At 69.5% G+C, this 23,073-nt stretch carries 29 protein-coding genes and 1 pseudogene; 24 read left to right on the top strand and 6 right to left on the bottom strand.

Translation table 11 applies throughout. The annotated features are described in order from the left end of the window. The first annotated feature begins 10 nt into the window (after positions 1-10). The 6 genes from IF09_RS0124005 (at position 11) to IF09_RS0123980 (ending at position 3,909) form a co-directional block, all read left to right on the top strand. On the top strand, positions 11-445 hold the full coding sequence (locus IF09_RS0124005; protein WP_051832809.1) for a hypothetical protein: 435 nt from the start codon (positions 11-13) through the stop codon (positions 443-445). Positions 446-532: 87 nt separating this feature from the next. Further along, positions 533-1,375: a hypothetical protein gene (locus IF09_RS0124000; RefSeq protein WP_030298980.1), complete on the top strand. Its 843-nt coding sequence runs from the start codon at positions 533-535 to the stop codon at positions 1,373-1,375. Beyond that, the gene (locus IF09_RS0123995; RefSeq protein WP_051832804.1) at positions 1,372-2,811 is read left to right on the top strand and encodes a hypothetical protein; all 1,440 of its coding nucleotides are present in this window, start codon (positions 1,372-1,374) and stop codon (positions 2,809-2,811) included. The genes IF09_RS0124000 and IF09_RS0123995 overlap by 4 nt, the downstream gene beginning before the upstream one ends. 80 nt (positions 2,812-2,891) lie before the next feature. Continuing rightward, a complete protein-coding gene (locus IF09_RS0123990; protein WP_030298976.1) occupies positions 2,892-3,083 on the top strand; it encodes a hypothetical protein in 192 nt (63 codons plus the stop codon). Positions 3,084-3,111: 28 nt separating this feature from the next. Beyond that, on the top strand, positions 3,112-3,321 hold the full coding sequence (locus IF09_RS0123985) for a hypothetical protein (RefSeq protein ID WP_030298974.1): 210 nt from the start codon (positions 3,112-3,114) through the stop codon (positions 3,319-3,321). 87 nt (positions 3,322-3,408) lie between these two features. Further along, complete coding sequence (locus IF09_RS0123980) at positions 3,409-3,909, top strand: hypothetical protein (protein WP_030298972.1); 501 nt, start codon at positions 3,409-3,411, stop codon at positions 3,907-3,909. An 83-nt stretch (positions 3,910-3,992) separates the two neighbouring features. Here the strand turns inward: IF09_RS0123980 and IF09_RS0123975 are convergent, their stop codons facing one another. Next, positions 3,993-4,184 (bottom strand): hypothetical protein, encoded by a 192-nt coding sequence (locus tag IF09_RS0123975; RefSeq protein WP_030298970.1) that lies wholly within the window; start codon positions 4,182-4,184, stop codon positions 3,993-3,995. 115 nt (positions 4,185-4,299) lie between these two features. On the opposite strand from IF09_RS0123975, the gene IF09_RS41895 reads away from it, so the two are divergent. The 9 genes and pseudogenes from IF09_RS41895 to IF09_RS40505 all read left to right on the top strand — a co-directional run bounded on the left by IF09_RS41895 (position 4,300) and on the right by IF09_RS40505 (position 12,111). Beyond that, on the top strand, positions 4,300-5,127 hold the full coding sequence (locus tag IF09_RS41895; RefSeq protein ID WP_051832803.1) for a hypothetical protein: 828 nt from the start codon (positions 4,300-4,302) through the stop codon (positions 5,125-5,127). A gap of 35 nt (positions 5,128-5,162) precedes the next feature. Then, positions 5,163-5,417 carry a hypothetical protein gene (locus IF09_RS0123965; RefSeq protein WP_030298968.1) on the top strand — a complete coding sequence of 85 codons (255 nt, stop codon included), beginning with the start codon at positions 5,163-5,165 and terminating at the stop codon, positions 5,415-5,417. A gap of 171 nt (positions 5,418-5,588) precedes the next feature. Beyond that, a complete protein-coding gene (locus tag IF09_RS0123960; RefSeq protein WP_030298967.1) occupies positions 5,589-6,152 on the top strand; it encodes a hypothetical protein in 564 nt (187 codons plus the stop codon). A 144-nt stretch (positions 6,153-6,296) separates the two neighbouring features. Then, a complete protein-coding gene (locus tag IF09_RS0123955) occupies positions 6,297-6,761 on the top strand; it encodes an RRQRL motif-containing zinc-binding protein (protein ID WP_030298966.1) in 465 nt (154 codons plus the stop codon). 115 nt (positions 6,762-6,876) lie between these two features. Beyond that, positions 6,877-7,386: a hypothetical protein gene (locus tag IF09_RS0123950; protein WP_030298965.1), complete on the top strand. Its 510-nt coding sequence runs from the start codon at positions 6,877-6,879 to the stop codon at positions 7,384-7,386. Positions 7,387-7,445: 59 nt separating this feature from the next. Further along, a pseudogene (locus IF09_RS0123945) lies at positions 7,446-7,787 on the top strand (AAA family ATPase); the annotation flags it as partial. Between the two features lie 150 nt (positions 7,788-7,937). Beyond that, positions 7,938-9,083, top strand: coding sequence for a tyrosine-type recombinase/integrase (locus tag IF09_RS0123940; RefSeq protein WP_037635826.1), 1,146 nt, complete (start codon positions 7,938-7,940; stop codon positions 9,081-9,083). Then, positions 9,080-11,581 (top strand): site-specific integrase, encoded by a 2,502-nt coding sequence (locus IF09_RS46385; RefSeq protein WP_199920471.1) that lies wholly within the window; start codon positions 9,080-9,082, stop codon positions 11,579-11,581. The genes IF09_RS0123940 and IF09_RS46385 overlap by 4 nt, the downstream gene beginning before the upstream one ends. Then, the gene (locus IF09_RS40505; protein ID WP_030298959.1) at positions 11,578-12,111 is read left to right on the top strand and encodes a DUF6262 family protein; all 534 of its coding nucleotides are present in this window, start codon (positions 11,578-11,580) and stop codon (positions 12,109-12,111) included. The genes IF09_RS46385 and IF09_RS40505 overlap by 4 nt, the downstream gene beginning before the upstream one ends. A gap of 247 nt (positions 12,112-12,358) precedes the next feature. On the opposite strand, the gene IF09_RS0123925 is transcribed toward IF09_RS40505, so the two are convergent. Continuing rightward, positions 12,359-12,934: a hypothetical protein gene (locus tag IF09_RS0123925; RefSeq protein ID WP_030298957.1), complete on the bottom strand. Its 576-nt coding sequence runs from the start codon at positions 12,932-12,934 to the stop codon at positions 12,359-12,361. 519 nt (positions 12,935-13,453) lie between these two features. Between IF09_RS0123925 and IF09_RS0123920 the strand changes: the two genes are divergently transcribed. The 4 genes from IF09_RS0123920 to IF09_RS0123905 all read left to right on the top strand — a co-directional run bounded on the left by IF09_RS0123920 (position 13,454) and on the right by IF09_RS0123905 (position 15,632). Further along, complete coding sequence (locus IF09_RS0123920) at positions 13,454-14,059, top strand: hypothetical protein (protein WP_324606859.1); 606 nt, start codon at positions 13,454-13,456, stop codon at positions 14,057-14,059. After that, a complete protein-coding gene (locus IF09_RS0123915; RefSeq protein ID WP_030298952.1) occupies positions 14,056-14,442 on the top strand; it encodes a hypothetical protein in 387 nt (128 codons plus the stop codon). Before IF09_RS0123920 ends, IF09_RS0123915 begins: the two co-directional genes overlap by 4 nt. A gap of 119 nt (positions 14,443-14,561) precedes the next feature. Further along, entirely contained in the window at positions 14,562-14,864 is a 303-nt protein-coding gene (locus IF09_RS0123910) for a hypothetical protein (protein ID WP_030298950.1), read from the top strand. Positions 14,865-14,957: 93 nt separating this feature from the next. Further along, positions 14,958-15,632, top strand: coding sequence for a GGDEF domain-containing protein (locus IF09_RS0123905; RefSeq protein ID WP_030298948.1), 675 nt, complete (start codon positions 14,958-14,960; stop codon positions 15,630-15,632). 287 nt (positions 15,633-15,919) lie between these two features. Here IF09_RS0123905 and IF09_RS0123895 read toward each other — a convergent pair whose 3' ends face one another. After that, positions 15,920-16,843 carry a hypothetical protein gene (locus IF09_RS0123895; RefSeq protein ID WP_051763393.1) on the bottom strand — a complete coding sequence of 308 codons (924 nt, stop codon included), beginning with the start codon at positions 16,841-16,843 and terminating at the stop codon, positions 15,920-15,922. A gap of 170 nt (positions 16,844-17,013) precedes the next feature. Between IF09_RS0123895 and IF09_RS44785 the strand changes: the two genes are divergently transcribed. The 5 genes from IF09_RS44785 (at position 17,014) to IF09_RS41890 (ending at position 20,657) form a co-directional block, all read left to right on the top strand. Next, entirely contained in the window at positions 17,014-17,499 is a 486-nt protein-coding gene (locus tag IF09_RS44785; RefSeq protein WP_106975122.1) for a hypothetical protein, read from the top strand. 250 nt (positions 17,500-17,749) lie between these two features. Then, positions 17,750-18,157, top strand: a complete 408-nt coding sequence (locus IF09_RS40500; RefSeq protein ID WP_234321120.1) for a hypothetical protein — start codon at positions 17,750-17,752, stop codon at positions 18,155-18,157. Then, positions 18,154-18,522: a hypothetical protein gene (locus IF09_RS0123880; RefSeq protein WP_030298943.1), complete on the top strand. Its 369-nt coding sequence runs from the start codon at positions 18,154-18,156 to the stop codon at positions 18,520-18,522. Before IF09_RS40500 ends, IF09_RS0123880 begins: the two co-directional genes overlap by 4 nt. A 281-nt stretch (positions 18,523-18,803) precedes the next feature. Continuing rightward, positions 18,804-19,565, top strand: coding sequence for a ParA family protein (locus IF09_RS0123875; protein WP_030298941.1), 762 nt, complete (start codon positions 18,804-18,806; stop codon positions 19,563-19,565). Beyond that, entirely contained in the window at positions 19,566-20,657 is a 1,092-nt protein-coding gene (locus tag IF09_RS41890) for a ParB/RepB/Spo0J family partition protein (RefSeq protein ID WP_051832801.1), read from the top strand. A 114-nt stretch (positions 20,658-20,771) separates the two neighbouring features. Here the strand turns inward: IF09_RS41890 and IF09_RS45725 are convergent, their stop codons facing one another. From IF09_RS45725 to IF09_RS0123855, 3 genes are all read right to left on the bottom strand, one after another. After that, positions 20,772-20,915, bottom strand: coding sequence for a hypothetical protein (locus tag IF09_RS45725; protein WP_158710023.1), 144 nt, complete (start codon positions 20,913-20,915; stop codon positions 20,772-20,774). Between the two features lie 127 nt (positions 20,916-21,042). Then, positions 21,043-21,630, bottom strand: a complete 588-nt coding sequence (locus tag IF09_RS0123860) for a hypothetical protein (protein WP_030298936.1) — start codon at positions 21,628-21,630, stop codon at positions 21,043-21,045. 316 nt (positions 21,631-21,946) lie between these two features. Beyond that, positions 21,947-22,642: a hypothetical protein gene (locus tag IF09_RS0123855; protein ID WP_030298934.1), complete on the bottom strand. Its 696-nt coding sequence runs from the start codon at positions 22,640-22,642 to the stop codon at positions 21,947-21,949. Positions 22,643-23,073: the final 431 nt, after the last annotated feature.

The raw sequence follows: 23,073 nt of genomic DNA, 5'->3' as shown, positions 1-23,073 counted from the left end.
GAACCCCACCGTGTCCGACCTCGTACCCGTCATCGGCGGCGCTCTTCAGAAGACCGGCTCCGCCATCGTCGGCGCCGTCCGCTTCGGCATCGTCGTCGCGCAGCTGACCGCAGCCAGCGCCACCATGGCGGGCCTGTCCAACCAGGTCCGCTCCACCTTCAAGTACGTGGAGGACTGCGCGAACGCGGTCGACAAACTCGCCGACCTCGCCGCGTCCAAGGCCGTCGACCAATCCACCGTCAACGAGCACCGCGAGGCAGCGACCGTGATGCGGTCCTGCAAGGACGAAGCCGAAGCCATGGCCGTGGAGTGCGAGGAGATGTCCACGCTCTTCCACGAGACCGCCGACGGGCACATCGCCGACTACGGCGCCGTCGCGGACGCCGCCAACACCATGCCCGACGGCATCGAAATGGCCGACCGCACCTTCTACAGCAACCGCTGACCCACCCACCCTGCACCAGCACGAAGGGCGGCGAACCCCGAGAGGGTTCGCCGCCCTTCCCTATGCCCTGACAAGGAGAGCTCACCGATGATCCGCCTCGGACCCCTGCGCAGCCGCTTCGCCCTGGCACGCAACGCCGTCGGCCGCGTCGCTACCGTGGCCGGCACCGGCGCGCTCGCCACCGGCGCCTTCACCCACGACTTCTACGGCCCCTCCGTCCTGGCCGCCCTCGGCTGCGCCGGCTGGGGCGCCGCCTGGTCCCTGACCCTGCGGCGGGACCCGACGGGCAACACCGCCATGGGCCTCTACATGACCCCCTCCGTCTCGATGGCCGTGCTGCTCACCGCGCAGCGGATCATCCCCGGCATCGACTGGTACTGGGAGCTCCTCGCGGACGCCGGCTGGACCGCTGCCGTGCTCTACGTGCGCCCGGCCCGCGTGGCGCGCGTCCTGGTCGGCCGGGAGAAGTCCCTGACGCCGGAAGCCATCGAGCAGACCCGCGAGCTCCTGGTCCAGGAAGACGTTCAGGCCGGGCCGCAGCACCCGCAAGCCGTGTTCTGGGCGCAGCACGTCGCCATCGAGGGCGGCGCCGCCCCGAACACCGTGCTGGAGCAGATCGAACGCACCGGTGAGAGGTCGATGACCGCCGTCATCCGCTCCACCCTTCCCGGCAAGCCGGTCCCGAAGATCGACCTGCTGGAGCTGTCCGCGGCCATCAACTGGCCGGAGGACGAGATCGCCATCACCCCGGTGCCTCGCCAGGGCGCCGGCGTTCGGCGGCTGACCGTCGGCCAGGCCCCCGAGGAGGCCCTGGACATCTACACGGCCTGGGAGAAGCTCATCGCCCCCAAGGGCATGCCCTCCACCGTCATCACCGCGATCCGCACCGTCGACATCCCCGACGAGGAGACCAAGGAGCTCCCCGCATGAGCAGGATCTACGAGCTGACCGTGGAAGCGGCCGAGCCCGGCGACATCATCACGTACCACCCGCAGCGCCTCGCCGCAGCGCTGCACATCGCGGACGTCAACCGGCTCGCGGTGGAGACCAGCGTCATGGGCACCAAGGCGCTGGTGACCATCTACCCGCACGACCCGCTGGCCCGCGTCATCCTCGCCGACCCGCAGATGCTGGTCATGGACGCCCGCGGCCGCATCTGGATCGGCCGCTACCACAACGGCCGGCCCTCCCTGCTGCGGCTGTACGACCCGGCTTCCGGGTCCGCGCAGCGCCTGCTGCTGTTCGGCACCACCGGCGCGGGCAAGTCCACCGCCGGGCAGATCATCCTCGCCGCGATGAAGCGGTCCGGGATCGCCGTCCTGTACGCCGACCTCAAGGGCGGCCAGTCCGCACCGGAAGCCTTCGGGCAGGCCGGACCCGGCCTGGACGGCAACGTGGCCTGGCGGGTCACCACGCAGGAAGGCACGATGGCGCAGCTGCGCACGACGTGGCTGACCATGATGGACCGCCAGGAGCGCTACGCCCGCCTGGGCCGCTCCAAGTTCCTGCGCGACCGGCCCGACCCGCTGATCTACCAGATCATCGACGAGGCCAACCGCCTCCTGGAGAAGGGCGCGCCCTACCGGGACGAGGCCACCTTCTACATCAAGGACATCGGCCGCACCGGCCGTTCCCTCGGCGTCGGCATCGGCCTGTTCGCGCAGGCCGGCCACCTCGAGGAGATGGGCGGCAGCGACACCCTGCGCGCGATGTTGAAGGAAGGCGAAGTCGTGTTGCTTCGCTGGACCAGCTCGATGATGAAGCAGCTGGTGACTGATGGCCTGCTGCCCGCCGGGCAGGTCCTCGCGCCGATCCCGAAGTACGCGGGCGAAGTCGATCTCGTCTCGCAGTTCGACGAGGAGCACGACGACAGCGACCTGCCCGGCACTCAGGGCACCGCGTACAACGTCAACGGCCGCTACCCCACCAGCAAGATGCGGTTCTGGAACATCGGCTCCGACATGCCCACCGACGGTCTGGACCCGATGGTCCTCGACCTGTACGGGCCCGGCGCCCCGCCCGAGATTGAGGAAGACGCCTGGGGCCTCATCGGGGACGCCTACTGCCAGCGCCTGGACGGCATGGAGGCGTACCGGGCCGTCTTTCCCGAGCCCGAAGAAGACGAGGACGGCGAAGGCGGCGGCAAGAAGAAGGGCGGCGGCGGGGCCAAGGCGGCCCCCTCACCGGTCCCGGCCGCCGCGGCCAAGCCGCGAGCCCGCACGCTGCGCGACCGCATCCAGTCCGTCCTGGACGCGCACGACGACCCGCTGGACGCCCTCCAGATCCTGGAGCTCGTCAACGCCGACGGCGGCCGCGAGGTCAAGCTCGGCAGCGTCCGCAACACCCTGACCGCGATCAGGAACTGACCCACACCCTCACACCGCCCGGCCGGGCCGGGCACCGAGCCCAGCCCGGCCGCCGGCCTTCCCGAAGGAGCTCACCCGCTGTGGCGCTGACCATCTCCCTGGTCTTCTTCGCCGGAATCCTCGTCGTGGTCCTGGTGCGCACCGGCTACCTGCGGCTGTGGCCCGCGCTCGCCGCCGTCCTGTTCGGCTTCTCCCTCGCCTCCACCGGCATCGCGCCCGCCATCAACGGCGCGATCAGCGGCATCGCCGGATGGATCAGCACCCTCGGATAACCCGCCCACGAACCGATCGGAGCCCACCATGGACCGCCCCCTGTTCGTCATCGACGAAGCCGCCACCGTCCTCGCCAACGACCCCGAGGCCCACCGGCTGCTGACCGAGCTGCTGCTCGCCGGACGCAAGAACGACATCCAGGAGCAGCCCGAGCCGGAGACCGGCCCGCGGCTCGCCCTGCGGCTCCGGCAGTACCCGACGCTCGCCGAACTCGAGGCCGCCGCCCACCGGCAGTAGCCCGACGCTCCCCAGCCCCGCCCGTCCCTCGCGCCCTCCCCGCCACCACGGCAGGGAGGGCGCTCCCGTACTCGAACGGAGAACACCATGGACTTTCACCCCACAGCTGGCCGCCCGATGTCCGACGCCGAGGCCGCCGCCGAAGCCAAGCGGATCATGGACGCGAGCTTCCGGACCGAGCAGCCGGCCCACTTCCCGACGTCGTACCGCGACCACTCCCCCGTGCCCGCCTACGGCGACACCCCGCCCGTCCATCAGCCCGACCACCGGATCGTGCCCGCCTGGGCGGCCGGGATCGCGGTGGCCTCCATCGGCGTCGGCGCCGGGGTCACCGGCATCGGCTGCGGCGCCTGGCTGGTCCTGCAGGGCCTCGCCTCCGTCAGCCTCGCCGGAGTCCTGATGGTCACCCTGCCGTTCGCCGGCCTCGCCATGGCCGCCACCGCGATCGGCGGCGCGATCAACCGCGCCCGCTCCGCCGTCACCAAGAACATCTACGAGGGCCCGGTCACCATGCGGACCGAGATCAACAGCCACAGCACCACGCGCGGCATGTTCTTCGCCCGCACCCGCAACGACATCCACAACTGACCGGACACCCTGCCCCGTACTCGAACCCCGCCCGCACGGCCGGGAGTCGAGTACGGGGCAGGCCGCCCGGGCAGCCCTCGCGCTCAGTCGTCCAGGTAGATCAGCAGGCGGCCGTACTCATCGACCTCCGCCTCGTAGATCACCCCGTCGACGATCGCGTGGTCGACGACCACCTCGTAGTCATCTTCGTCGTCGATCCACAGCACGCCGTCGTCGTCCGTGAACGCCGGATAGATCACCCCGTCGGCGATCACCGAATCGAACTCGACTGCCATCGCGCCCCCTTGCTGCTCCCTGGCCTCGCCCCAGCCTGTCGCACCACCAGGCCCCGGCAACAGAACCATGCCCATCCCGTACGCGCCGTCACCGCCTCCGAAGGAGAAGCCGACCGTGGCTGACCACAACGACCGCACCCCGAACATCCCCGGCCCGCGCCAGGAACACCCGTCCGCCGACCGCGCCCAGGCCCTCGGCCTTCCCGCGCCCGCGCCCCTGCTGCTGGAGGAAACAGAAGAGCAGCAGCCGCCCGGTACGGCCCTGCGCGCCTGGTGGGCCGGCGCCTGGGACGACGGCGGCGTCCTGCACGACCGATGGGAGGACCTGCACAAGGCTCCCGCGCTCGGCTGGCACGGCATGGCCAACTGGCTGAAGGCGGCCATCGGACTCGCCGGGATCTGCTTCGTCATCCTGCTGCTGGACAGCGCGACCGACGCCCTGGCCGCCATGCTGCACGGCCTCCTGACGGCCGCGCCCCGCGTCCAGGTTGGCACCGACACCTCCACCGGCGTCTTCGCCGCGATCGACCAGCCGATCCGCACGTACGTCGCCGCGCACTCCGACACGCTGCCGATCAGCGCCTCCACCGTCTACACCGTCTGGCAGCTCGTCGGCCTGTTCGGCCTGATCGGCGGCTTCGCCCGCAGCAGCGGTGCCCGCCTCACCTGGACCGCGTGGGGCGCGGCCAGTATCGCCATGGTCTGGGACGCCGCTCCCGACGAGGGCCGCACCATCGCCACCGGGCTCGCCGTCCTCGCCTGGACCGCCGCCTCCGCGTTCGCGCTGCGCGGCCTGACCCTGCGCCCGGCGTTCTTCACCCACATCCACAACGCCGGCCACCAGATCGAGCCGCACCTCCACCTCCCGGCCCCGGCCTCCGACGCCGCGCCGGATGAGGAAGACGACGCCCCGGACAACGTGCACCCCCTCCAGAAGCGCTGACCCACAGCCCGTCACCGAACCCGAAAGGCACCCCGATGAAGCTGGACAAGAACGAGCTCTGGGCTGGCACCTTCCACGGACGCCACGACGGCGCCCCGGCGAAGGTCACCGCCACCCGCGACGACACCCGCCCCGAGCTGTACGCCTGGACCTGCACCTGCGGCGTGTCCCGTTCCTTCCCGACCAAGGACCACGTGTTCGACACCGCCTGGCGGCACACCCACCCCACCCGCCTCGACCGGCTGCGGCAGTGGGCCACTCGCCTGCTCCGCACCCGCGCCGCCCGCTGACCCGACGCCCTGCCTGGCCCTCGCCCACCCCGCCCCGCGGGCGCGGCGAGGACCGGACAGGCCGCCCGGCCGCACGCAACACCCCACCGTCCGCTGCGCCCCGCCGACACCAGCACGACGTCGGCGGGGCGCAGCGCTGACCACAGCCGACCGGATCCGGAGAAGGACGCGATGTACACCCTCGACGCGCACACGCCTTACCGGCACGCCCGCTACCAGTTCACCCCGCTCCCGATGATCCAGCGCGGGCTCGCCTACCACGAGGCCGGCCACACCGTGCTCGGCCAGCTCGTCGGCTTCACCTGCGAGCGCACCCGGATCCACACCATCACCCGCGACGGCGTCACCGGCTGGACCGGCGCCACCACTTGGGCCAGGTCCTTCGGGACCTACCTGGACATCGCCGTGGTCTCCGGAGCCTCCGGCGAGGCCGCCGACCTCCACCAGCTCGCCGAGTCAGGCCGCCTCACCCCCGAGACGGCGAGCCTCACCGTGGCCGACCACGACAAGCAGATGGCGCTCAGCATCCTCACCGCCGAGGGCGTCCAGGTCACCGAGACCGGCCCGGCCCCCGACGGCGGCCTGGCCTGGGACCACGTCATGGCCACCGCCCAGCAAATCGTCGACCGCGAGTGGGACCGCATCACCGCCGTCGCCGAAGCGCTCCTCGCCGCTCCCGACTTCACCCTCACCGGCACCCAGGCCGCGCAGATCGCCGGCATCACCACCGCCTGATCCGAGCACCGCCCACCGACGACTGGAGGAACAGCCCGTGCTCATCCCCCGCCCGCGCCGCCGGATCGGCCGCCCCCGCCCGCAGCGCCCCGGCCCCCGCTACCCGCACCGCCCCGACCGCCTGCCCACCGCCTGGAGCAGGTGATGCCGCGCCTGCGGAAGAAGCGCCGCCGCCGCGAGGTGAACCGGGTGCCCCGCTGGGACGCGGCGCTGCCCGAGTACGACCGCAACACGGTGCCCGACGGGCTCGTCACCCGCAGGCAGTTACGAGAGATGGGCCTGAGCCCCGGCAGCAACTGCGGCCCGGTCGCGATCCTGCGCTGCAAGCTGTGCGCCACCCGGCCGCAGTGGTCCTGCACCCACCCCACCCGCGGCTTCCTGCTCCGCGTCGACTTCGCGAAGCCCAAACGCGTTCCGACGCTCGCCCAGGAGCGGGCCCTCGATCAGGCAATGGCGGCCAGGCAGACCTGCGGCGAGTGCGGCCGCCGGTTCTACATCTGCCTCTCCAAGAAGCTCGGGTGCTGCCTGGAGTGCTTCGACGGCACCCCCGTGGACCCGAGCAGCTGCATGACGGCCCCGGCCCCGGCCACGCACCGGCTGGCCGCGTGAGCCAGCCCCGTCCCGACCGCACCGGCCGGGACGGGTCCGCACTACCGGGCGGCCGCAGCACCGGCAAAGGCCGGCCGCCCGCTCCTTCACCCTTCGAGATCAGGAGAGATCCAGCATGACGCACCGTCCCGCCGTCTTCGCCGCCCTGCTCGGACTGACCCGCGCCGGAAGCGCCATCGGAGATTTTTGGGTCCAGTCCGATTTCTGCGCCCGCGTGAAGGGCGCCTCTGACGAGCACCCGGTCACCTTCACGGATCCCGTCACCGAGGAGGAGACCACCCACGGCACGGCCAGCGGCCGTGCCGCGTGCCTGCACCACTGCCTCACCTATGTGGCCACGCAGGCGATCGTCGCCGGGCTCGGCGCCCGCGCGCTCGGCATCCGGGTCCACCCTGCCGCGGCCGCCGCCGCGCTCGCGGTGTCCTTCGGCACCCACTACGCCGCGGACCGCCGCGTCCCCGGCAAGGGACTGCTGGAGAAGCTTGCCGACAAGACCGGCAAGGGCGGCTTCTACCGCCTGGCCGACTTCGGCATCAACGGCGCGTTCCACCTCGACGGCGCGTTCCACCACGGTTGCGAGACCGTCGCCGCGTTCATCGCCACCACCAAGGCGACCACCCGGTGACCCGCCCCTCCCGCACCCGTCTCAGTCCGTCCGCACCCGAGATCCAAGGAGCCCCACGCATGACGTCGCTGACCTTCCCGTACCTGCCGGACGCCTGCCTGGTCGTCCTGATCGGAGCCAGTGGAGCGGGCAAGTCGACGCTCGCGCGGACCTGGGCCGCCTCCCAGGTCCTGTCCTTGGACGCCCTGCGCGAGGTGGTCAGCGACGACGCGGGCGACCAGGAGGCGACCGGCGACGCCGTCGCCGCCCTGCACCTGCTCCTGGAGGCCCGGATGCGCCGCCGCCGGTTCACCGTCGTGGACGCCACGAACGTCACCCCCGCATCCAGGGCGCCGCTGGTCGCCGCGGCCAAGCGGCACAACATGCCCGCCGTCGCGGTCATGGTCTCCACCCCGGTCTCCTTCTCTGGGGGTTCTGAACCTGTGGCGTGACGTTGTTGGAGGCCCCTTCGTTGGGAGCCGCAGGCAGGTTCTCAGGGGGTGCGGCTCTGTGGCCGGTCGTTGCACAAGTCTCAGAGCAAGGGGTGAAATGTGAGGGCTTTCCCAGTGCGGATGCCGTCCGGAACGCGGTACTGGACGGTCATCGATGACGGGTTGGACGTGGTGCGGCCAGCGGATCACTGGCTGCGCCACCTCCGCTTCGGCCAGCACCGCGCGGAGCTGACCACGAAGGCGTACGCCGGTGACGTCGCCCTGTACCTGAGTTGGTGCCGAAGGACCGCGCGGGACTGGCGGGTAGCGGCACGGGATCTGGGTCTGTTCATGGTGTGGCTGAAGTACACGCCGGTACAGGCTGATGGGTCGGTGGGCACCGTGGTGTCCGGGCCGGGAGCGGTGCCGGTGCGGGGCGAGCGGCGGGTCAACCGCGTCCTGACCGGGGTGCGGGGGTTGCTGGCTCATGCGATCCGGCTCGGCGAGGTCCCGCCGTGGGTGCTCGGTCAGATCTACGAGCTGGCCGACACCCGGGATCTGCCGCACGAGGCCCATGTCGAGGGGGCCGGGCTGGAGTACCGGCTGAAGGCACGGCACCGGCTGCAAGAGCCGGCGTCGCAGGTGGATCGGGCCAGTGATGAAGCGGTGGTCGCGATGTTCCAGGCGTGCCGCAACGCCCGGGACCGGCTGGTCGTGCTGCTTCTGGCCCGGGTCGGGCTGCGGCGGGGCCAGGTGGCCGGGTTGCGCCGCGAGGACTGCCACCTGCTGATGGACTCCCGCGCGCTGGGCTGTGATGCGGAAGGCCCTCACCTGCACGTCGTACGGCGGCAGAACTCCAACGGGGCGTGGTCGAAGTCCCGCCGCGCCTGGGTGATGCCGGTGGACTTCCTGGTCGTGCAGGCTTTCGATCAGTACGCCGCCGAGCGGCACGAGCGGATGGGTGCCGGTGGCAGCGACTTCCTGCTGGTCAACCTCTTCCGCCCGCCGCTGGGGTCGCCGGTCACGCCGGACGCGATTGGCGATCTGATCGAGGCCCTGGCCCGGCGGGCCGGAGTGCAGGAGCATGTGGCGCCGCACCGGATGCGCCATGGCTTCGCCAGCAACGTCGCGGACGCCGACGGCACGATCGACGAGATCCAGAATCTGCTGGGGCAGTCGCAGCCGGCATCGGCTCAGCCGTATCTGCACCCCTCCCCCGGGCGTTTGCGCGCCGCGATCGAGCGGGTGCCGGTGCCGCGTGAGCTGGTCGACGGGGTGGGCCGGTGACGATCAGCCTGCCAACGTCCCTGTCGCCCGAGACGGACGAGTCTGCCCCGATCGCTGCAGAGCTATGGGCGGCTGTCGACCCGGACTTCCTGGCGCTGCTGCGCTGGGAGCCGCAGATGCGGCTGCTGCACTTCCCACACGACCACCTTTACCTGGGTGTGAAGGCCTGCATCGTGCCGAGCTGCTACCGCGCCAGCACCTACGCCTGTGGGTTGTGCTCTGGCTGCCGGAGCCGCTGGAAACGCCAATGGCAGGACCTCAGTCCCGAGGAGTTCGCCGTGTCACCTGCGGCCCAGGCCGGGCGGTATCTCGGCATCGAGCACTGCGTGATCACCGACTGTCCGCGGCCCTGGAAGGGCGCACGCGTCCGGCTGTGCGCGGCGCACCACTACCAGCGGACGATCACACTGAAGCTGCCGATGGAGGATTTCCTCCTCCATCCCGACGTGAGGGCTCTGGAATCGTACGGGTTGTGCCAGACCTCGGCCTGCGTGCGGCAGCGGCCGGGGAAGACCTCGCCCTACTGCGAGGCGCATAAGGCCCGGCTGCGTCACCTTCGACGCCGTGTCAGGGATCTCGACGAAGATCACTGGCGGCGCACGGAGACGCCGATCGACGAGGCCAATGAGGTCAATTTGCGCGGTCTGCCCGATCGGGTCGTGGCCGAGGTCCTGTACGGCCTGCAGGAGCGGATCCGGGACTGTGTGCGGACCCCGTACTACAAGCTGCGCCCATTCTGCGACCTGCTGCGCCGACGGCAGGTGTCCTCGGTCGAGGAATTGGAGCTCACTGAGCAGAGCAGCGGAATGCACCGGCAGTTGCGCGACGCCTTCGTCCGGTACGCCAACCGCCGCAGCCTGTCCCCCGAAACCGAGCGTCATAAAGATCTGTGGGATCTCCAGGCGTTCGGCCACACCAAGTGGCTGCGGTTCGCCGGCATTACCCAGAGCTGGCTGCGGCAGGCCGCGAAGATGTGGGCCTGGGACGACCTGCCCCGGCGCCGCGGCGACAACGTCGGAGACACGGTCCAGTCCCGGCTCAACTCGCTGGAGAAGCTCGCCGAGAGCCTGCGCCTGCAGCGCCAGGACCACGGCGTCCACCCGGCTGCTCTGAGTCGCGGGGACATCGTCGCGTTTGGCAACCGCCTGGCCTTCCTCGAACAACGCGGGGACATCACGCTCAGGAGCCGCCACGACCACTGCATGTATCCGCGCCAGGTCCTGATCCGGATGCGGGCGATGGGGCTGACCCGGCCGGGCCAACCCCTGCACGGACTCCCGGACGACTTCGCCATGGGGCTGGAAGACGTGCCCGCCCTGCCCGACGATGACGAGGCCGGTCATGACCTGCCTCCCGAGGTCATGGAGGTGCTCTGCGCGCATCTGCCGCAGCTGGAGCTGGAGCACGGCAGGGAATCCCGAATCACCGCCGAGCTCCTCATCGACACCGGCCGGCGGCCGGTCGAGATCTGCAAACTGCCCTGGGACTGCCTGCAGCGGGACGGTGACGGCAAGCCGGTCCTGGTCTATGACAACTACAAATCGCACCGCTATGGCCGCCGCCTTCCCATCCCGGAAGCGACCGCCGGCCTCGTCACCGAACAGCAAGAACGCGTCCGCGCCCGGTACCCAGACACGCCGCTGAATCGGCTGAAACTGCTGCCGACGACCTACCGATGCGTGGACGGCACACGCTCTATCAGCCCCGCGTGGGTCTCCGGCAAGCACCGGATCTGGGTGAACTCGCTGCCCGACATCCACGTCGTTGCCAAGGTCGAACTCCAGGGGCAGCTCGTGACGAAGAGGCTGCCGTTCGACAAGACCAAGATCTTCCCCTACGCCTACCGGCACACCTACGCGCAGCGCCACGCAGACGCCGGAGTCCCTGTGGACGTCCTGCAACAGCTCATGGATCACGAGCAGTTGGTCACCACACAGCAGTACTACCGTGTCGGGGAAGAACGCCGCAGGGAGGCGGTCGAGCGGGTCACCCAGATGCAGTTCGACCGTCACGGCAACCGCGTCTGGAGGCAGGTCAAGGCCCTGCTGGACACCGAACACCTCCGGCGGGCCGTTGGCGAAGTCGCCGTCCCCTACGGCGTCTGCAGCGAACCATCCAACGTCGCCGCGAACGGCCAGGACTGCCCCGTCCGATTCCGCTGCGTCGGCTGCGCCCACTTCCGCACCGACGTCTCCTACCTGCCCGACCTGGAGAGCTACCTCGCCGATCTGCTGCGCAACCGCGAGCGGCTCCTGGCCACGGTCGACGCCGACGAGTGGGCGAAAGCCGAGGCCCTGCCCTCCGACGAGGAGATCCGCCGCGTCCGCCGCCTGATCCGCCGCGTCAAGGACTCCGTCGACGAGCTCACCGACGAAGAACGCGCCGAGGTCGACCACGCCACCGCCCTGGTCCGACGTGCCCGCAACAGCGTCGTCCATCTCGGCCTGCCCCGCATCCGCCAGCCCCTGCCCGACATCCGACCGAACCGGACCGCATGAACACCAACCCGCTGATCGAGGGACGCAAGGCCGACTCAGCCCGCCGACGCCAGCGCGTCATCAAGGCGATCAACGTCGCCAGGCGAGCTGGCACGGTCATCAGCGTCTCGGGCATCGCACGGCAGGCCGGAGTCGACCGCGCCTTCCTCTACCGCCACAAGGACCTACTCGCTCAGGTCCATACCGCCGGCGCCGAACCGCCTGGTGACGTCGCTGGCCCCGTCGTCAGCCGGGCCTCGCTCCAGGCAGACCTGGCGAATGCGCTGGATCGCGGCACCCGTCTCGCCGCCCGCGTCAGGCACCTGGAGACCAAGCTCTCCGAAGTGCTTGGCGAGCAGGCGTGGCGGGAGTCCGGGCTCGGGGCCCCCGATGACGTCGAACAGCTCAAGAGCCGGATCACCGCGCTAGAACAACAGGTGATCGACCTGACCGGCCGGCTTGAGGAACGCGACGAGGAACTGCAGGCCGCACGGGCGGCCAACCGCCAACTGATCAGCCGACTCAACACCGCCCGTCCCACAGAAGGGTGAAGCACGGCAAGGGGCCCGGCTGACGCCGGGCCCCTTGCGAGGAACCGACGAAATGCGGTTCGCGGGGTGACGGAATGCGCGGAGCGAATCATCGGCCGGGCGTCGGCCGAGGGTTCGTCCTCGCTTGGGCCGAGGAGAGTCCCAGTCTGGGAACGCGAGCAGCTCGGGGGTCTTGGGACCTGTCGGCCCGAGGCTTCTATCTCTGGCCCCGGCCGCGAGTGCGGTCGGAGACAGAATCTGCGGCCCTCTACAGCCGGTCGAGCCCCGTAACGCCTGAGTACTTTTTCCATGATTGGAATGCCGCCTGGACTGCGTGATTCGGTTCTGGGATGGGCTCCCCCCGCTGGTATGCCCCTAGGCAATCCAGTGCGTCGTCGCAGATGCGCGTGTCGCGGCTATGACTGGCTGAAGCAGACGTTTCCGTGGGAAGGGTATAGATCATCCCGATGTCCAACTGGATGCGCAGTCGTAGGCGAGTGTCAGGAACTCGCAGTATCGCGATCTCGATCCTTTGACGGCGGTCCTGCATGAGATTGAAGCGTTTCATCTTCTTCTGCGTGGTGAGGGTCTCCGATCTCCAGAAGGCGCTTGGCCATGTGTGGCGTGTGTCTTCCGCTGGCCATTCGTAGCTGCCTGTTTTTAGGCGGATGGCTTTCTGGATCTCCGAGAACTCGGTCATGACCTGGTCGACAGCTGCCTTAGCCATCTCCGTCCGGGCAGTCCTTCGCTGCTGATGTAGCTCCCAGACCGTGCCGGCAAAGGTCGCAGCCCCGCCGACGAGAGCACCGCCCAGGGCGAAGATCCCTGCCGTCAGATCGCTCATGAGCTGCATCCTGTCGCTGACCGCGGCCCAGCTACGACCCGGAACGGCGGCTGGCCGGGATGACGGTCACGGTACGCGGGCGCTACGACGACCAGGGGGGTCTGGTGCTCGGGTCCGGATGGAGTGACGGGCAAGGGCTCAACAGCGTCGGACGCACCAAATTGCTTCTCCATGAAAATCGGCCCCCGAAGGCTGGATGTTGCGCAAGTTTTGTGATGCACACAGCACAGCGCGCTTGGTTGTTCGCCGTGCCCTCCGACACCATCCCGGCGGCTTTCCGGGGGAGAAGGACACCCGGATGCGCCCGACAACGCCCGTCTCGGTGAGGTATTCCTCAGCGCGGGCGGCGCCAATGGCGTCCGTGGGCGTGGACGTAGCTCTCCACCCATCCGGATGACGCCATACCTTGCACCACAGGTGTTGCGATCAATACAGTGCTCACCCATAGCCACTGAGCTGCGAGAACGCCGTAACGGGTCCGCCTCAGGCTCGGCAACCTCCAAAGAAGCCTCCGTGTGCATGGAGCGCCAGGCCCCGCGGCCGGCCAACCGGACCGTGCCGGACGACACCGTCCGCGCGCAGCACACCGCGATGGTCCGCTCCCACCCGAAGCTGCTGGCCGAGGGCTTCAACGAGGTCGTCTTCTCCGACAGCCTCTGCCAGCTGCTCCCGTTCCTTCAGCGCCTGGGCGATGCCCGGAACGCCGACCTCGGACTCGACGGCGGCGACGGCCTGGGCGAGCTGCTGCTCGTCCGCCGGGTGTTCGGCGAGGAGATCCTCCCGCTGTGGCGGTGGAAGCCCGGCTCGACGGCCGCAGGCGGCGACCGCGTCGCGGAGATCCGCCTCGGCCAGCAGTACCTCACCCTCGCGTTCCGGACGAACGTCGACGGCCAGGGCGACTACGGCTTCGACGTCGCGCTCCCCTGCCCGCACGACGACGAATGCACCGGCTACGCCTGGGCGCCCGCGTACAGCGTCGCCTGCCTCGCCCGCGCACTGGCCGGAGAGCTGGACGACAGCGAGGACATCGTCTGCTCGGTCCACGGCGGCTTCGACGACGCGGACCGGGAGCTCGACAAGCACGCCGATGAAGTGCTCCGTGAGACAGCCGGGAGCGTGCGATGACCTTCCTCCAGGAGAGCAGCAACCCCGGCCGGAGTGACTGGGAGCTGGCCCGCCTGGCGGTCCACCTGCGCGGCTACGCCAAGTACGCCGACGACCCGCAGGCCGACGCTGTCCGGCGCCTCGGAGAGGTGTTCACGGAGGACGAGGTCCGCCGGGCCGACGCCTTCCTGGAGGCGGGCCACCAGGACGCCGACCGCCTCGCCGCGATCGCAGCCCGACTCGGCAACGACGCCGCCAGCGATGAGGCGTGGCTGGTGCAGCAGCTCGCGACGGCATGGATGCGGTTGGACGAGCTCCGGGACCGGATTGACGACGGCGGCAGCCTCATGGCCAACACCCACGTGGCCAGCGCCATCGACTACGTCCGCGGGTCCCGGCCGTGACGAACCGGCCATGCCGCGTGTGACGGTCCTCCGTGCCGCCCCGCCCCCTGCCGATCCGGCCGGGGCCGGGGCGGTCGCGGTGGTCCCTCACCACTGAGCACAGAGAGGAGATGGACGTCATGCGCCTGCGGATCTACGAGGTGGACGTCCCGATACACGACACCCGCCACCCCGACCGGCATGGTGTGCACGTCTTCACCGGCGTCGCCGACTCCCCCACCACGGCCCTGCGCCGCGCGCACGAGGTGTACGACGCCGCGCTCGCCGCGCACACGGCCGGACTGGAGATCCCCGGCAAGCAGCCGGACAGCTGGGGAGTGTGCGGGCTTCGGCCCGGCTGGCAGCTGGAGTGGCCCGCCGCGAAGGCCGGCCCCTGGCACAACCCCGTCAGCTGGACCGTCCGCAGCGACTTCGCGCTGTAGCTCTGCCCCGGGACAGGCGCACATCGGCGTCCAAACCAGTCGCCTGCCCCGGGCCTACCCACCCCGTACGAGACGAGAGAGGGAGATCCCAGTATGGACTCCGTCCTGCGCACACACGCCCGGTTCGGGCAGCGCGCACTCTTACTGACCACCGCCGCACTGCCGTTGACCGGCTGGGCGGTCCACGCCGTCGCGCTCCACAAGCGGCTCGCCGCCACCCGCCGCGATCCGCTGACCGGCCTGCTGCGCCGCGACTCCTACACCGCCCGCGCCCGCCGGCTCCTTGCCCGGCACGTCGACGTGGCCGTGGTGCTGGTCGACCAGGACCACTTCAAGGCCGTGAACGACACCCTGGGCCACGCCGCCGGGGACGCCGTCCTGGCCGCGACCGCCGCCCGGCTCACCGCCTGGGCTGGCCCGCGTGCATCCGTCGGCCGCCTCGGAGGCGATGAGTTCGCCGTCGTCCTGGAGCTGTCCGCCGGGCGCCTGGAGCAGCGCCTCGCGCAGTTGGTCCGGATGCTGCACACCCCGGTCGTCATGGAAGACGGCCGCACGGTCGACGTCGGCGCCTCGGTCGGCGCCGCCACCCCGCACACGGTCGGCTCCCGCGACCTGAGCCTGCTGCAACGCGCCGCCGACGCTGCCCTGTACGACGGCAAGCACTCCGGCCGGGCGATCCTCGCGGCGCGGCAGCACGTCACAGTGCCGTCCATCAACGGGCGCCGGGCCGGGCGTCCGGGCACGGCGGTGTGGGGGCGGGCCGCATGAGCGCCGCGCCCCTGCCCGAGGGCGACTGGATCCGCGGCATCAGCATCCGGCAGCCGTACGCGGCCTGCATCCTCGCTGGCGCCAAGACCGTGGAGAACCGGCCCGGCCGGTGGCGGACCGGCTGGGTGTCTGCACACGAGCAAGACCGTCGACCGGCCCGCCCTGCGCGTCCCGCTGATCGGCCGCACGATCCGCGACCGTGAGCTGGTCACCGGCGCGGTTGTCGGCATCGCCCGGATCGCCGACTGCCACCAGGACCCCGAGGTAGCTGTTGGTAAGCCCGGCTATCAGAAGTTGTGGAATGGTCCTCCATCCCATGAAGATCCACGGACTTCACTTGGCTCCCAGTCCGCGTAGAAGTCGGTTGGTGACTCATCCAGCTTGACCTCCTCCGCAAGCCCCTCCAGCTCTTCAAGTTCCTCGTGCTCGACACGCAGGTCGCAGGCTGGGCAGGTGAAGACAAACGGGGTGAACATGACCGCCCACTCATCCTCGTCAACGTGCGTGTCACCACTAAGCCAGCCCTGCGAGTCGCATGCCGGGCAGGTGGCGGGCTCGTCGTGTTCGATGTAGCCGGGAGGGGAGACTCGTGCAATCGTGCCGAGGACGAGCTCGCGTTCCTTCTGGGGCAAGTGGCCGTAACGTTCAGAGAAGACATCCTTGGCCCGAGCAAGTTTGCTCTCCAGCCGGACACGGACAGCTTCCACGTTCTCTTCGAGAAGCCGGTCGTGCAGGGACTCGTAGCGGCCCCAGTAGGAAGTGTCGATCTTGAGCTCGACGAGCAAGGGGTCGATCAGCCGGAGACACGTGGTGAAGACGGCATTGACCTCTGACCGGTCGTACATGCCACTGTGTGCGACGCCGTTACGAGCATTGGCTAGCGGTCCAAGCGCCCGCTGATCGACCGGCATCTTCTTCCGCAAGATCTTCTGCGCTCGGGCATGGGCTTCGGCCAAGCCGATGGTCTTGACCTGCTCCGCGGGAACCGAAGCGTGTGCCCCGTGACCCGTCGCGTGCAGCAAGGAGTTGAAATCCTTGCCCTCGACTACGAGGGCCGGGTGGAGGCTGGCCAGGTATGACTTGAGGAGATGCTCGGCAGCGATCCCGGCGTGGTGGACCGCCAGGTCATGGGACGACGGGCCTTCGGCGAGCGCGGCGAAGGCCGCGATCATCCATTTGCGCGAAGAGAGCTTGAGTCGTTCAGAGTCCATGGCCAGGACACTAGGCGGCTGGAGCAAACCCATGGTCGGAATTTCGGTGGCGCTCAGTAGTGCCACCGGCGACATGTCCGCTTCTGCCCCAGCGCCGAGCAGGTCGAGGTCTCAACGGCAGCCGTTCTCGCAGTCCGGACCGTGTTCGGGCAGGAGAACCAGGCCGCGGATTGAACTTGCTCGCCGCCTGTCAGCTCTGCCATCTGCGGATTGATCACGGGTACCACCGGGTCACCCGCTCTCTCACCCTCGCCGCTCGCGCGGCCGCCGCCGGACAGCTCGGCCTCCTCCCCGAGACCACGCTCACCCGGACCGAGCCGCCCACCCCGCCGCGCCCCACCCGGGGCCGCACCCCCGCGGCCGCGCTCCACCAGCTGCCCTTCCCCGACCCCGAACAGGAGCCGAAACCCGTGGCCCGAATCAGCGTGAAGATCGCCCCGTTCCACCCGGACGGCACCGAATGCACCCACGCCGTGCGGCCCTCCGGCAAGCCCCGCGACGCCGACTCCGGCTGCACCGGCCGCCGCAACTACACCGTGGTGTGCAGCGGCTGCGGCCCGGTCGGCGAGCCCCACGGCCTCCGCGTCCTCGCCGAACCGGCGCAGAGCGCGCACCGCGACAGCCACAAGGCCGCGCTCACCCCGGCCACCCGCTGACCCCCACCCGCCCGGCCGCCGGGACCAATTGGTCCCGGCGGCCCCGGCGAATGTGAGGGCCGATGCCCACCACCGTCTTCGACCAGTTCACCCGCCGCACCGCCGACGTCACCGCCCAGCTCACCACCCTCGGCATTCCGCTTACCGCGCCGGCCCCGCCGCCCACCGACCTCAACCCCACCGACCCGTGGGCCAGCAGCTACGCCGTGCCGGTCGACCGCTCTACCCTCGCCTGTGCACCGCCGTCCAGATGCTCGCCGACCACCACGACACCGGTATCGACCGCCAGGTCCTCGCCGCTGACGCGCTGCTGCGCGAGCTCGGCGTCCGCGGCCTCGCCCAGCTCCACTCCGACCTCCACCACAGCGCCCCCATCGACTACCGCTTCACCCGCTGCCCGTACTGCTCCGGCATCGGCGAGGACCCCACCCGGCCGGACTGCCAGGACCTCGGCTGCGCGCCGTGGCACGAGTTCGCCGGACACGATCACCTCTGCCCGGTCTGCCACGGCGACGACTACCAGCCCCAGTGGCTCGCCGAAGAGCACATGACCGAGCTGGAGGAGCTGCTCGCCGACGCCATCGAGGAGCGCGCAGAGCGCGCCTCGCTCCGCTACCGGATCCGGACGCGGCTGCACCGCCGGACGGTGCGCACGTGACGGCCCGCTACCGACGCTGCGGACACGGCACCGGCCCCCTGCACCCCGGCGACCAGAAGGCCGTCGCGGAGTTCACCGCCATGCTCGCCGCCCGCCAGAGGCCGGCACCCTGGACCGGCCGCGGCGACGTCGCCGTACGGATCGGCGAGCGCGGCCTGGAACGCGGACGCCCTCTCCCCGATCAGCAGCCCGACGCCGACCCCCTCACCCTGTTCCTCATCCACCCCGACACCGAGACCGCCGTCACCGGCACACTCCACTGCGCCAGGACCCGAATTCACGGCGCCTGGACGACGGCGTACCGGCTCCTCACCCACACCCACGCCGGGCGCAACCTCCCACCCGGCATTGACCTGAGCGCCTGAGTACACGAAGCGGCCTCCGCCATCCGGACCTCGATCCGGGCGGCGGGGGCCGCCTTTTGCGTTTCCGGACCGGTCAGCCCTTGGTTGGTTTTACGGCCGTAAAACTCGCTGTGCGGGGACTGCTCGATGCGGCAGCCAGCTCGTCGCCTGACTCGCTCGGTTTTACGGCCGTAAAACCACGGCGCTCCGCACGCCCTGCTGGACGCCTTCTGATCATCTGAGAGGATGCTTCCCGTCCATCCGAAGTACCGGGTTCCCGGGAAGTAGTCGGAGAGCAGTACATGCCCTACATCACCGTGCTCTTGAACCGTAAGGGCGGGGTCGGCAAGTCACTCTTGTCGGTCAACCTCGCTGCGGTCTACGCAGAAATCCTCGGCTGCGATGCCGTCGACGCCGAGACTGCAGGCGACGGCCCGTCCGTAGCGGTCGTCTCAATAGACCCCCAAGGCACCAGCATCGAACACGCCGAGAAGGTAAGGAAGGCCGGCAGGCCAGTCCCCTTCCGCGTGGTCGACGCAAGCCAGAGCCTCGACAAGCTGCGCCGTCTGCGCAGCGCCAAGGCCGACATCATCATCGTCGACACCCCCGGCTTCATGCCGCTGAAGGCAGACGACGACGAAGACGAGTCCATCGACCCTCTCGGTGACGGAACCACTGGAGACGCACTCCGGGCGGTCCTCGACGTCGCCGATGACGTCATCGTCCCCCTTGAAGCCGAAGGATCGGCCTTCACCCCGACCAAGGTCACCGTCGAGCGCGTCCTTGTTCCCCGCCAGATCCCCTACGGGGTCGTCGTCAACAACTGGGACCCCCGCGACGGCACCGCGGACCGCGACCGCACCATCAGCCTTGTCCAGCGAAGGGGCTGGGAGCTCTACAACGCCACCGTCCGCCACTACAAGCCGCACACCCGCGGCATCACCAACGGGCGATTCTGCACCCAGTACGAGTCCAACCACATCGCCACCAAGGCCAAGCAGGACTTCGTCTCCCTCGCCTTGGAGCACCAGCTCCGCCGCCAGAAGTACGCGGGGGGCCGATAGATGGCCAAGCGCGACGAGTTCGACGACTTCTTCGGCGATGAAAATGACGCCCCAGTCGTCGACACCCGAGCCGACGGCCGACTGCTCCGTGTACCGCTCGGCCGGCTTGCCCCCAACCTGGTCAACCCGCGTACAGACTTCGGCACCGAAGCCGAGCTGATCGACCTCGGGAAGAGCCTGCTGCGCCGCCAGATCCAGGCGTGTCCCGCCGTCAGCCGCAGCGCCTACCTGAAGCTGTGGCCCGACCACGCGGACCACATCGGCGACGTCGACTACGTCCTCGTCACTGGTGAGCGTCGATACCGTGGCGCCACGGCCGCCGGCAGCCCCAGCCTGAACTGCGTTGTCGATGACGGGCTGGCCAAGGACCGCAAGACGTTCATGGAAGCCGTGGTCTCCGAGAACGTCGATCGGCAGAACTTCAACCCCATCGAAGAGGCGTACGCCGTCCAGTCCCTCGTGGCCGAGTTCGGCTCCAACCGCGCCGTAGCCCAGCACTTCGAGCGGGTCGACGGATGGGTCACTCAGCGCATCCTCCTCACCCACCTGGCGCCCGAGGCTCAGGACCTGGTGCGGAAGAAGTCCATGCCGCTCGATGCCGCGCGGTCACTGGGCAAGCTGGCCAGGGACAACGACTGGAGCGGCCCGCAACAGCTGGCATGGTGGCAAGACGAGCAGAAGCAGCGCACGGCAGCCTCTGCTGAGCGGTCGGCCGCGAAGAAGGCCGCCAAGGCGCCTGTCGTTGCCAAGCCGCTGCCGAGTGGGCCGCCTGCCGGGGCGAGTGAGAAGGGGGCCGATCTGTTTTACGGCCGTAAAACGGATATGGCCGACCGGGCACCGGGAGAGCCGACAGGCACGGAGGAGGAGCCGCTGCCGAACGCATCGGGGGAGGGCGTTCCATCCGTTCCCGGGCAGGCCAACCCAACCGAAGCGACAACGGGGGGAGGGGGCCAGCCGCTCAAGCTGTTCCCCTACAAGGACGGTGTCGAAGCGGCGCAATTCCTGATCCTCAAGATGCCGACTGACGAGTTCGACAAGATGCTGGATCTGCTCAACAAGCACAGAGAACACCAGGCTGTGTCTGCTGGATAGCCCACCCGGCTCGCGCGTTCCCACCAGAAACGGCGGCGGCCCCCACCCTCTGCGGGTGGGGGCCGCCGCCCTGTCTGCGGTCCTCGTACGGCGGCTGGCATGCCCGGCCGCTGGTCAGCTCTGGAACTCGGTGCTCTTCACGCCGTAGAAGGTGGGCTTCGCGGGCCGGACCTCGGACTGCGCCATGCTGTCGGCGAGCGGGGCGAACGTCTGGCAGCCTTGACGCTGGGACTGTGGCCGCGGGGACCGGGAAGTCATCGACACATCCGGACCGACGCCATACGACCGGTCCGGGACGCTCCCGGACCGGTCCCACCATACGAATCAACGACCCGCGAAGTACGGGACTAGAACCGTGTCGACCAAGATCACTGTCAGGCGGCGGTCAGGCGGCGCAGCCGTACTTCTTGGCGAGCTTGGTGGCGGCCTCCTGCACCACGGCCGCATTGTTGCGGATCGCGGGGGCGTCCCGGTCGACGAGGTCCTTCTCCTCCTCTTCCCCTTTTTTAGCGGGCGTCATGAGCGTCACCGTGATGTTCGGCGCGGTCGAGCCCATGCGGGCAGCACAGCCGGCGGGCAGGTTGGCCTCGGCCTGGTCGGGAAGCGCCCAGCCGGTGAAGCCGGGGCCGAGGGGGACGGAGTTCTTGGGCTTGTAGTGAGGGTCGTTCCGGTTGTCTTCGATGATCAGGGTGTAGACCCCTCGGGGGTAGTCGCTGTCCGCGTTGGCGCGCAGCACCTGGCACCCCTTGAACACCGCGTGATCGGTGCTCTTGCCCTTGCTCTCCCACTCCTCCGTGCTGACCTCCCCCCCTTTGCCGTCGTCGATCAGTTCCGCCGTCTGCCGGCTGAGCGCCCCATGACACAGCGTCTGCGGTAGCGGCGGCTTCTCGTCGTCAGGCCAGAAGCTCGCCGTCACGACGGCCACCCCGGCGGCGCCGAGCGCGATGGTCAGCGGCAGCCACTTCTTGTTCATCGGTACCCCTCGGAGGACGACGGCGGTCGCTGCGGTACCCCGCATCACGCTGCCGACGACGGACCGGCTCGTAGCTTTCTGCCGTCGTCGGCGAAATCCAGTGAGGGGTGAATCCACTCGCTTGAGCGGGGCGGTTCACGGGGGAAGGACGCTGCCCTGTCGCCGAGGTTCCCCGGGCACGTGGCTGGTGTTGGCTGCGGTGCGAAACGGTTCTGCGGTGTCCGGTCGGCGGCCACAGGTCGGACGGATGCCGCCGCAAGGGTCTGCTTCGTGGCGGCGGCGCAGGCTGCGCCTTCTCGCAGTGAAGCCTGAGGGCTCAGTGCTTCCCTTCCTCGTGGGCGTTGCGGGCGCTGTTTTCTACTTTGGCGAGCAGTTCCTGCCGGGTTGGCTCGTCCATGGTGCGGGCCTGGGCCCAGGTGCGGGCCATGTCAACGCCCTGGGTATGCAGGCGTTCCGCGCGTTGCTTCTCGGGGGTGTTCTTGAGTTCCTGGAGCCACGTGGCGGTGAGGCGACCGGCCGACTCCGCCTGGTCCGCCTGTTCGCTGATCAGACGCTCCAAGACCGTGGTGTGCCATTTCCGGGCCTCTTGGGCGTCCTGGCTTACGGCTGCGTCGGCGATGCCGTCCAGGATGCCGAGTGCGCGGGCGTTCTTTGTCGGCGCCAGCGAGAGATCTACGCCGGTCGCGTCCGCAGGGACGGCTGCAAGCTGTCCAGCTGCGGTGTGGGTCTCTGCCATGCGCAGCAGGGCGTATGCCTGGGGGTCCACCGCCACAGCGCGCAGAGTTTTTGTGAGCACGCTGTTCCAAACCGACAGGTGGTAAGTTCCCCCGGCTTTCCAGGGCGACTTGTTGTCGCCTGCGTTCGCTATGTACTCGTTGTCAAGACCGGCGAGCATCTCATGTACATCGGGGGCGTAGCCGGCTAGGGCAGTGGCAAGGGGCACCCTCAATGCGGGGTCGAGCTCGATTTTCTGCGACTGCACCCAGCCGAGCGCAAAGATGACGTCCTTCATCGCCTGCGCCTGCTCCTGGGTGTGATGCCCCGGTTGGCTGCCCGCAGTCGCCTTTACGATCGCCTCTCCGAGTGCCGCGCAGCTGATGCCGGGGTGGACAGCAGCCCCCACTGCTTTCTGTACGCTCGCGTTCTCGGCCAGGCCATTGCAGGGTGGGGACGTCTCACGCCCGAGGAGGAACCAGGCCCCGAATGCGCCCAGCAGCGCCAGGCATACTCCTGCCCCGGCCCACGCTTTCACTGGAACGGCTCGGCGTCCCGTGCTCCCCGTCATCGACGTCCCCACTTTGCTCTCTCGCTGCCCGGTCAGTTGGTCGTGTCGGTCAGGTACTTAGAGCCGGTAACAGGATCTTGTTGAGATGTGCTGGTCGGGCGTAACCGGTGCGATGATTCGGCCGTTCGTGGTGGTGTGAGTACTCGGCCGTGGATCGT

It is taken from the genome of Streptomyces katrae (genome assembly GCF_000717655.1).
Lineage (GTDB): Bacteria > Actinomycetota > Actinomycetes > Streptomycetales > Streptomycetaceae > Streptomyces > Streptomyces katrae_B.
Note: the sequence above shows the minus strand (reverse complement) of the source record. Positions and strands in the feature narration are given on the sequence as shown.

What these genes read in the sequence shown, in the direction of transcription:
- IF09_RS0124000 (WP_030298980.1), top strand. Translation starts at nt 533, where the DNA reads ATGATCCGCCTCGGACCCCTGCGCAGCCGCTTCGCCCTGGCACGCAAC.
- IF09_RS0123995 (WP_051832804.1), top strand. Translation starts at nt 1,372, where the DNA reads ATGAGCAGGATCTACGAGCTGACCGTGGAAGCGGCCGAGCCCGGCGAC.
- IF09_RS0123985 (WP_030298974.1), top strand. Translation starts at nt 3,112, where the DNA reads ATGGACCGCCCCCTGTTCGTCATCGACGAAGCCGCCACCGTCCTCGCC.
- IF09_RS0123980 (WP_030298972.1), top strand. Translation starts at nt 3,409, where the DNA reads ATGGACTTTCACCCCACAGCTGGCCGCCCGATGTCCGACGCCGAGGCC.
- IF09_RS0123975 (WP_030298970.1), bottom strand. Translation starts at nt 4,184, where the DNA reads ATGGCAGTCGAGTTCGATTCGGTGATCGCCGACGGGGTGATCTATCCG.
- IF09_RS0123965 (WP_030298968.1), top strand. Translation starts at nt 5,163, where the DNA reads ATGAAGCTGGACAAGAACGAGCTCTGGGCTGGCACCTTCCACGGACGC.
- IF09_RS0123960 (WP_030298967.1), top strand. Translation starts at nt 5,589, where the DNA reads ATGTACACCCTCGACGCGCACACGCCTTACCGGCACGCCCGCTACCAG.
- IF09_RS0123955 (WP_030298966.1), top strand. Translation starts at nt 6,297, where the DNA reads ATGCCGCGCCTGCGGAAGAAGCGCCGCCGCCGCGAGGTGAACCGGGTG.
- IF09_RS0123950 (WP_030298965.1), top strand. Translation starts at nt 6,877, where the DNA reads ATGACGCACCGTCCCGCCGTCTTCGCCGCCCTGCTCGGACTGACCCGC.
- IF09_RS0123940 (WP_037635826.1), top strand. Translation starts at nt 7,938, where the DNA reads ATGCCGTCCGGAACGCGGTACTGGACGGTCATCGATGACGGGTTGGAC.
- IF09_RS40505 (WP_030298959.1), top strand. Translation starts at nt 11,578, where the DNA reads ATGAACACCAACCCGCTGATCGAGGGACGCAAGGCCGACTCAGCCCGC.
- IF09_RS0123925 (WP_030298957.1), bottom strand. Translation starts at nt 12,934, where the DNA reads ATGAGCGATCTGACGGCAGGGATCTTCGCCCTGGGCGGTGCTCTCGTC.
- IF09_RS0123920 (WP_324606859.1), top strand. Translation starts at nt 13,454, where the DNA reads ATGGAGCGCCAGGCCCCGCGGCCGGCCAACCGGACCGTGCCGGACGAC.
- IF09_RS0123915 (WP_030298952.1), top strand. Translation starts at nt 14,056, where the DNA reads ATGACCTTCCTCCAGGAGAGCAGCAACCCCGGCCGGAGTGACTGGGAG.
- IF09_RS0123910 (WP_030298950.1), top strand. Translation starts at nt 14,562, where the DNA reads ATGCGCCTGCGGATCTACGAGGTGGACGTCCCGATACACGACACCCGC.
- IF09_RS0123905 (WP_030298948.1), top strand. Translation starts at nt 14,958, where the DNA reads ATGGACTCCGTCCTGCGCACACACGCCCGGTTCGGGCAGCGCGCACTC.
- IF09_RS0123895 (WP_051763393.1), bottom strand. Translation starts at nt 16,843, where the DNA reads ATGGACTCTGAACGACTCAAGCTCTCTTCGCGCAAATGGATGATCGCG.
- IF09_RS40500 (WP_234321120.1), top strand. Translation starts at nt 17,750, where the DNA reads ATGCTCGCCGACCACCACGACACCGGTATCGACCGCCAGGTCCTCGCC.
- IF09_RS0123875 (WP_030298941.1), top strand. Translation starts at nt 18,804, where the DNA reads ATGCCCTACATCACCGTGCTCTTGAACCGTAAGGGCGGGGTCGGCAAG.
- IF09_RS41890 (WP_051832801.1), top strand. Translation starts at nt 19,566, where the DNA reads ATGGCCAAGCGCGACGAGTTCGACGACTTCTTCGGCGATGAAAATGAC.
- IF09_RS45725 (WP_158710023.1), bottom strand. Translation starts at nt 20,915, where the DNA reads ATGACTTCCCGGTCCCCGCGGCCACAGTCCCAGCGTCAAGGCTGCCAG.
- IF09_RS0123860 (WP_030298936.1), bottom strand. Translation starts at nt 21,630, where the DNA reads ATGAACAAGAAGTGGCTGCCGCTGACCATCGCGCTCGGCGCCGCCGGG.
- IF09_RS0123855 (WP_030298934.1), bottom strand. Translation starts at nt 22,642, where the DNA reads ATGAAGGACGTCATCTTTGCGCTCGGCTGGGTGCAGTCGCAGAAAATC.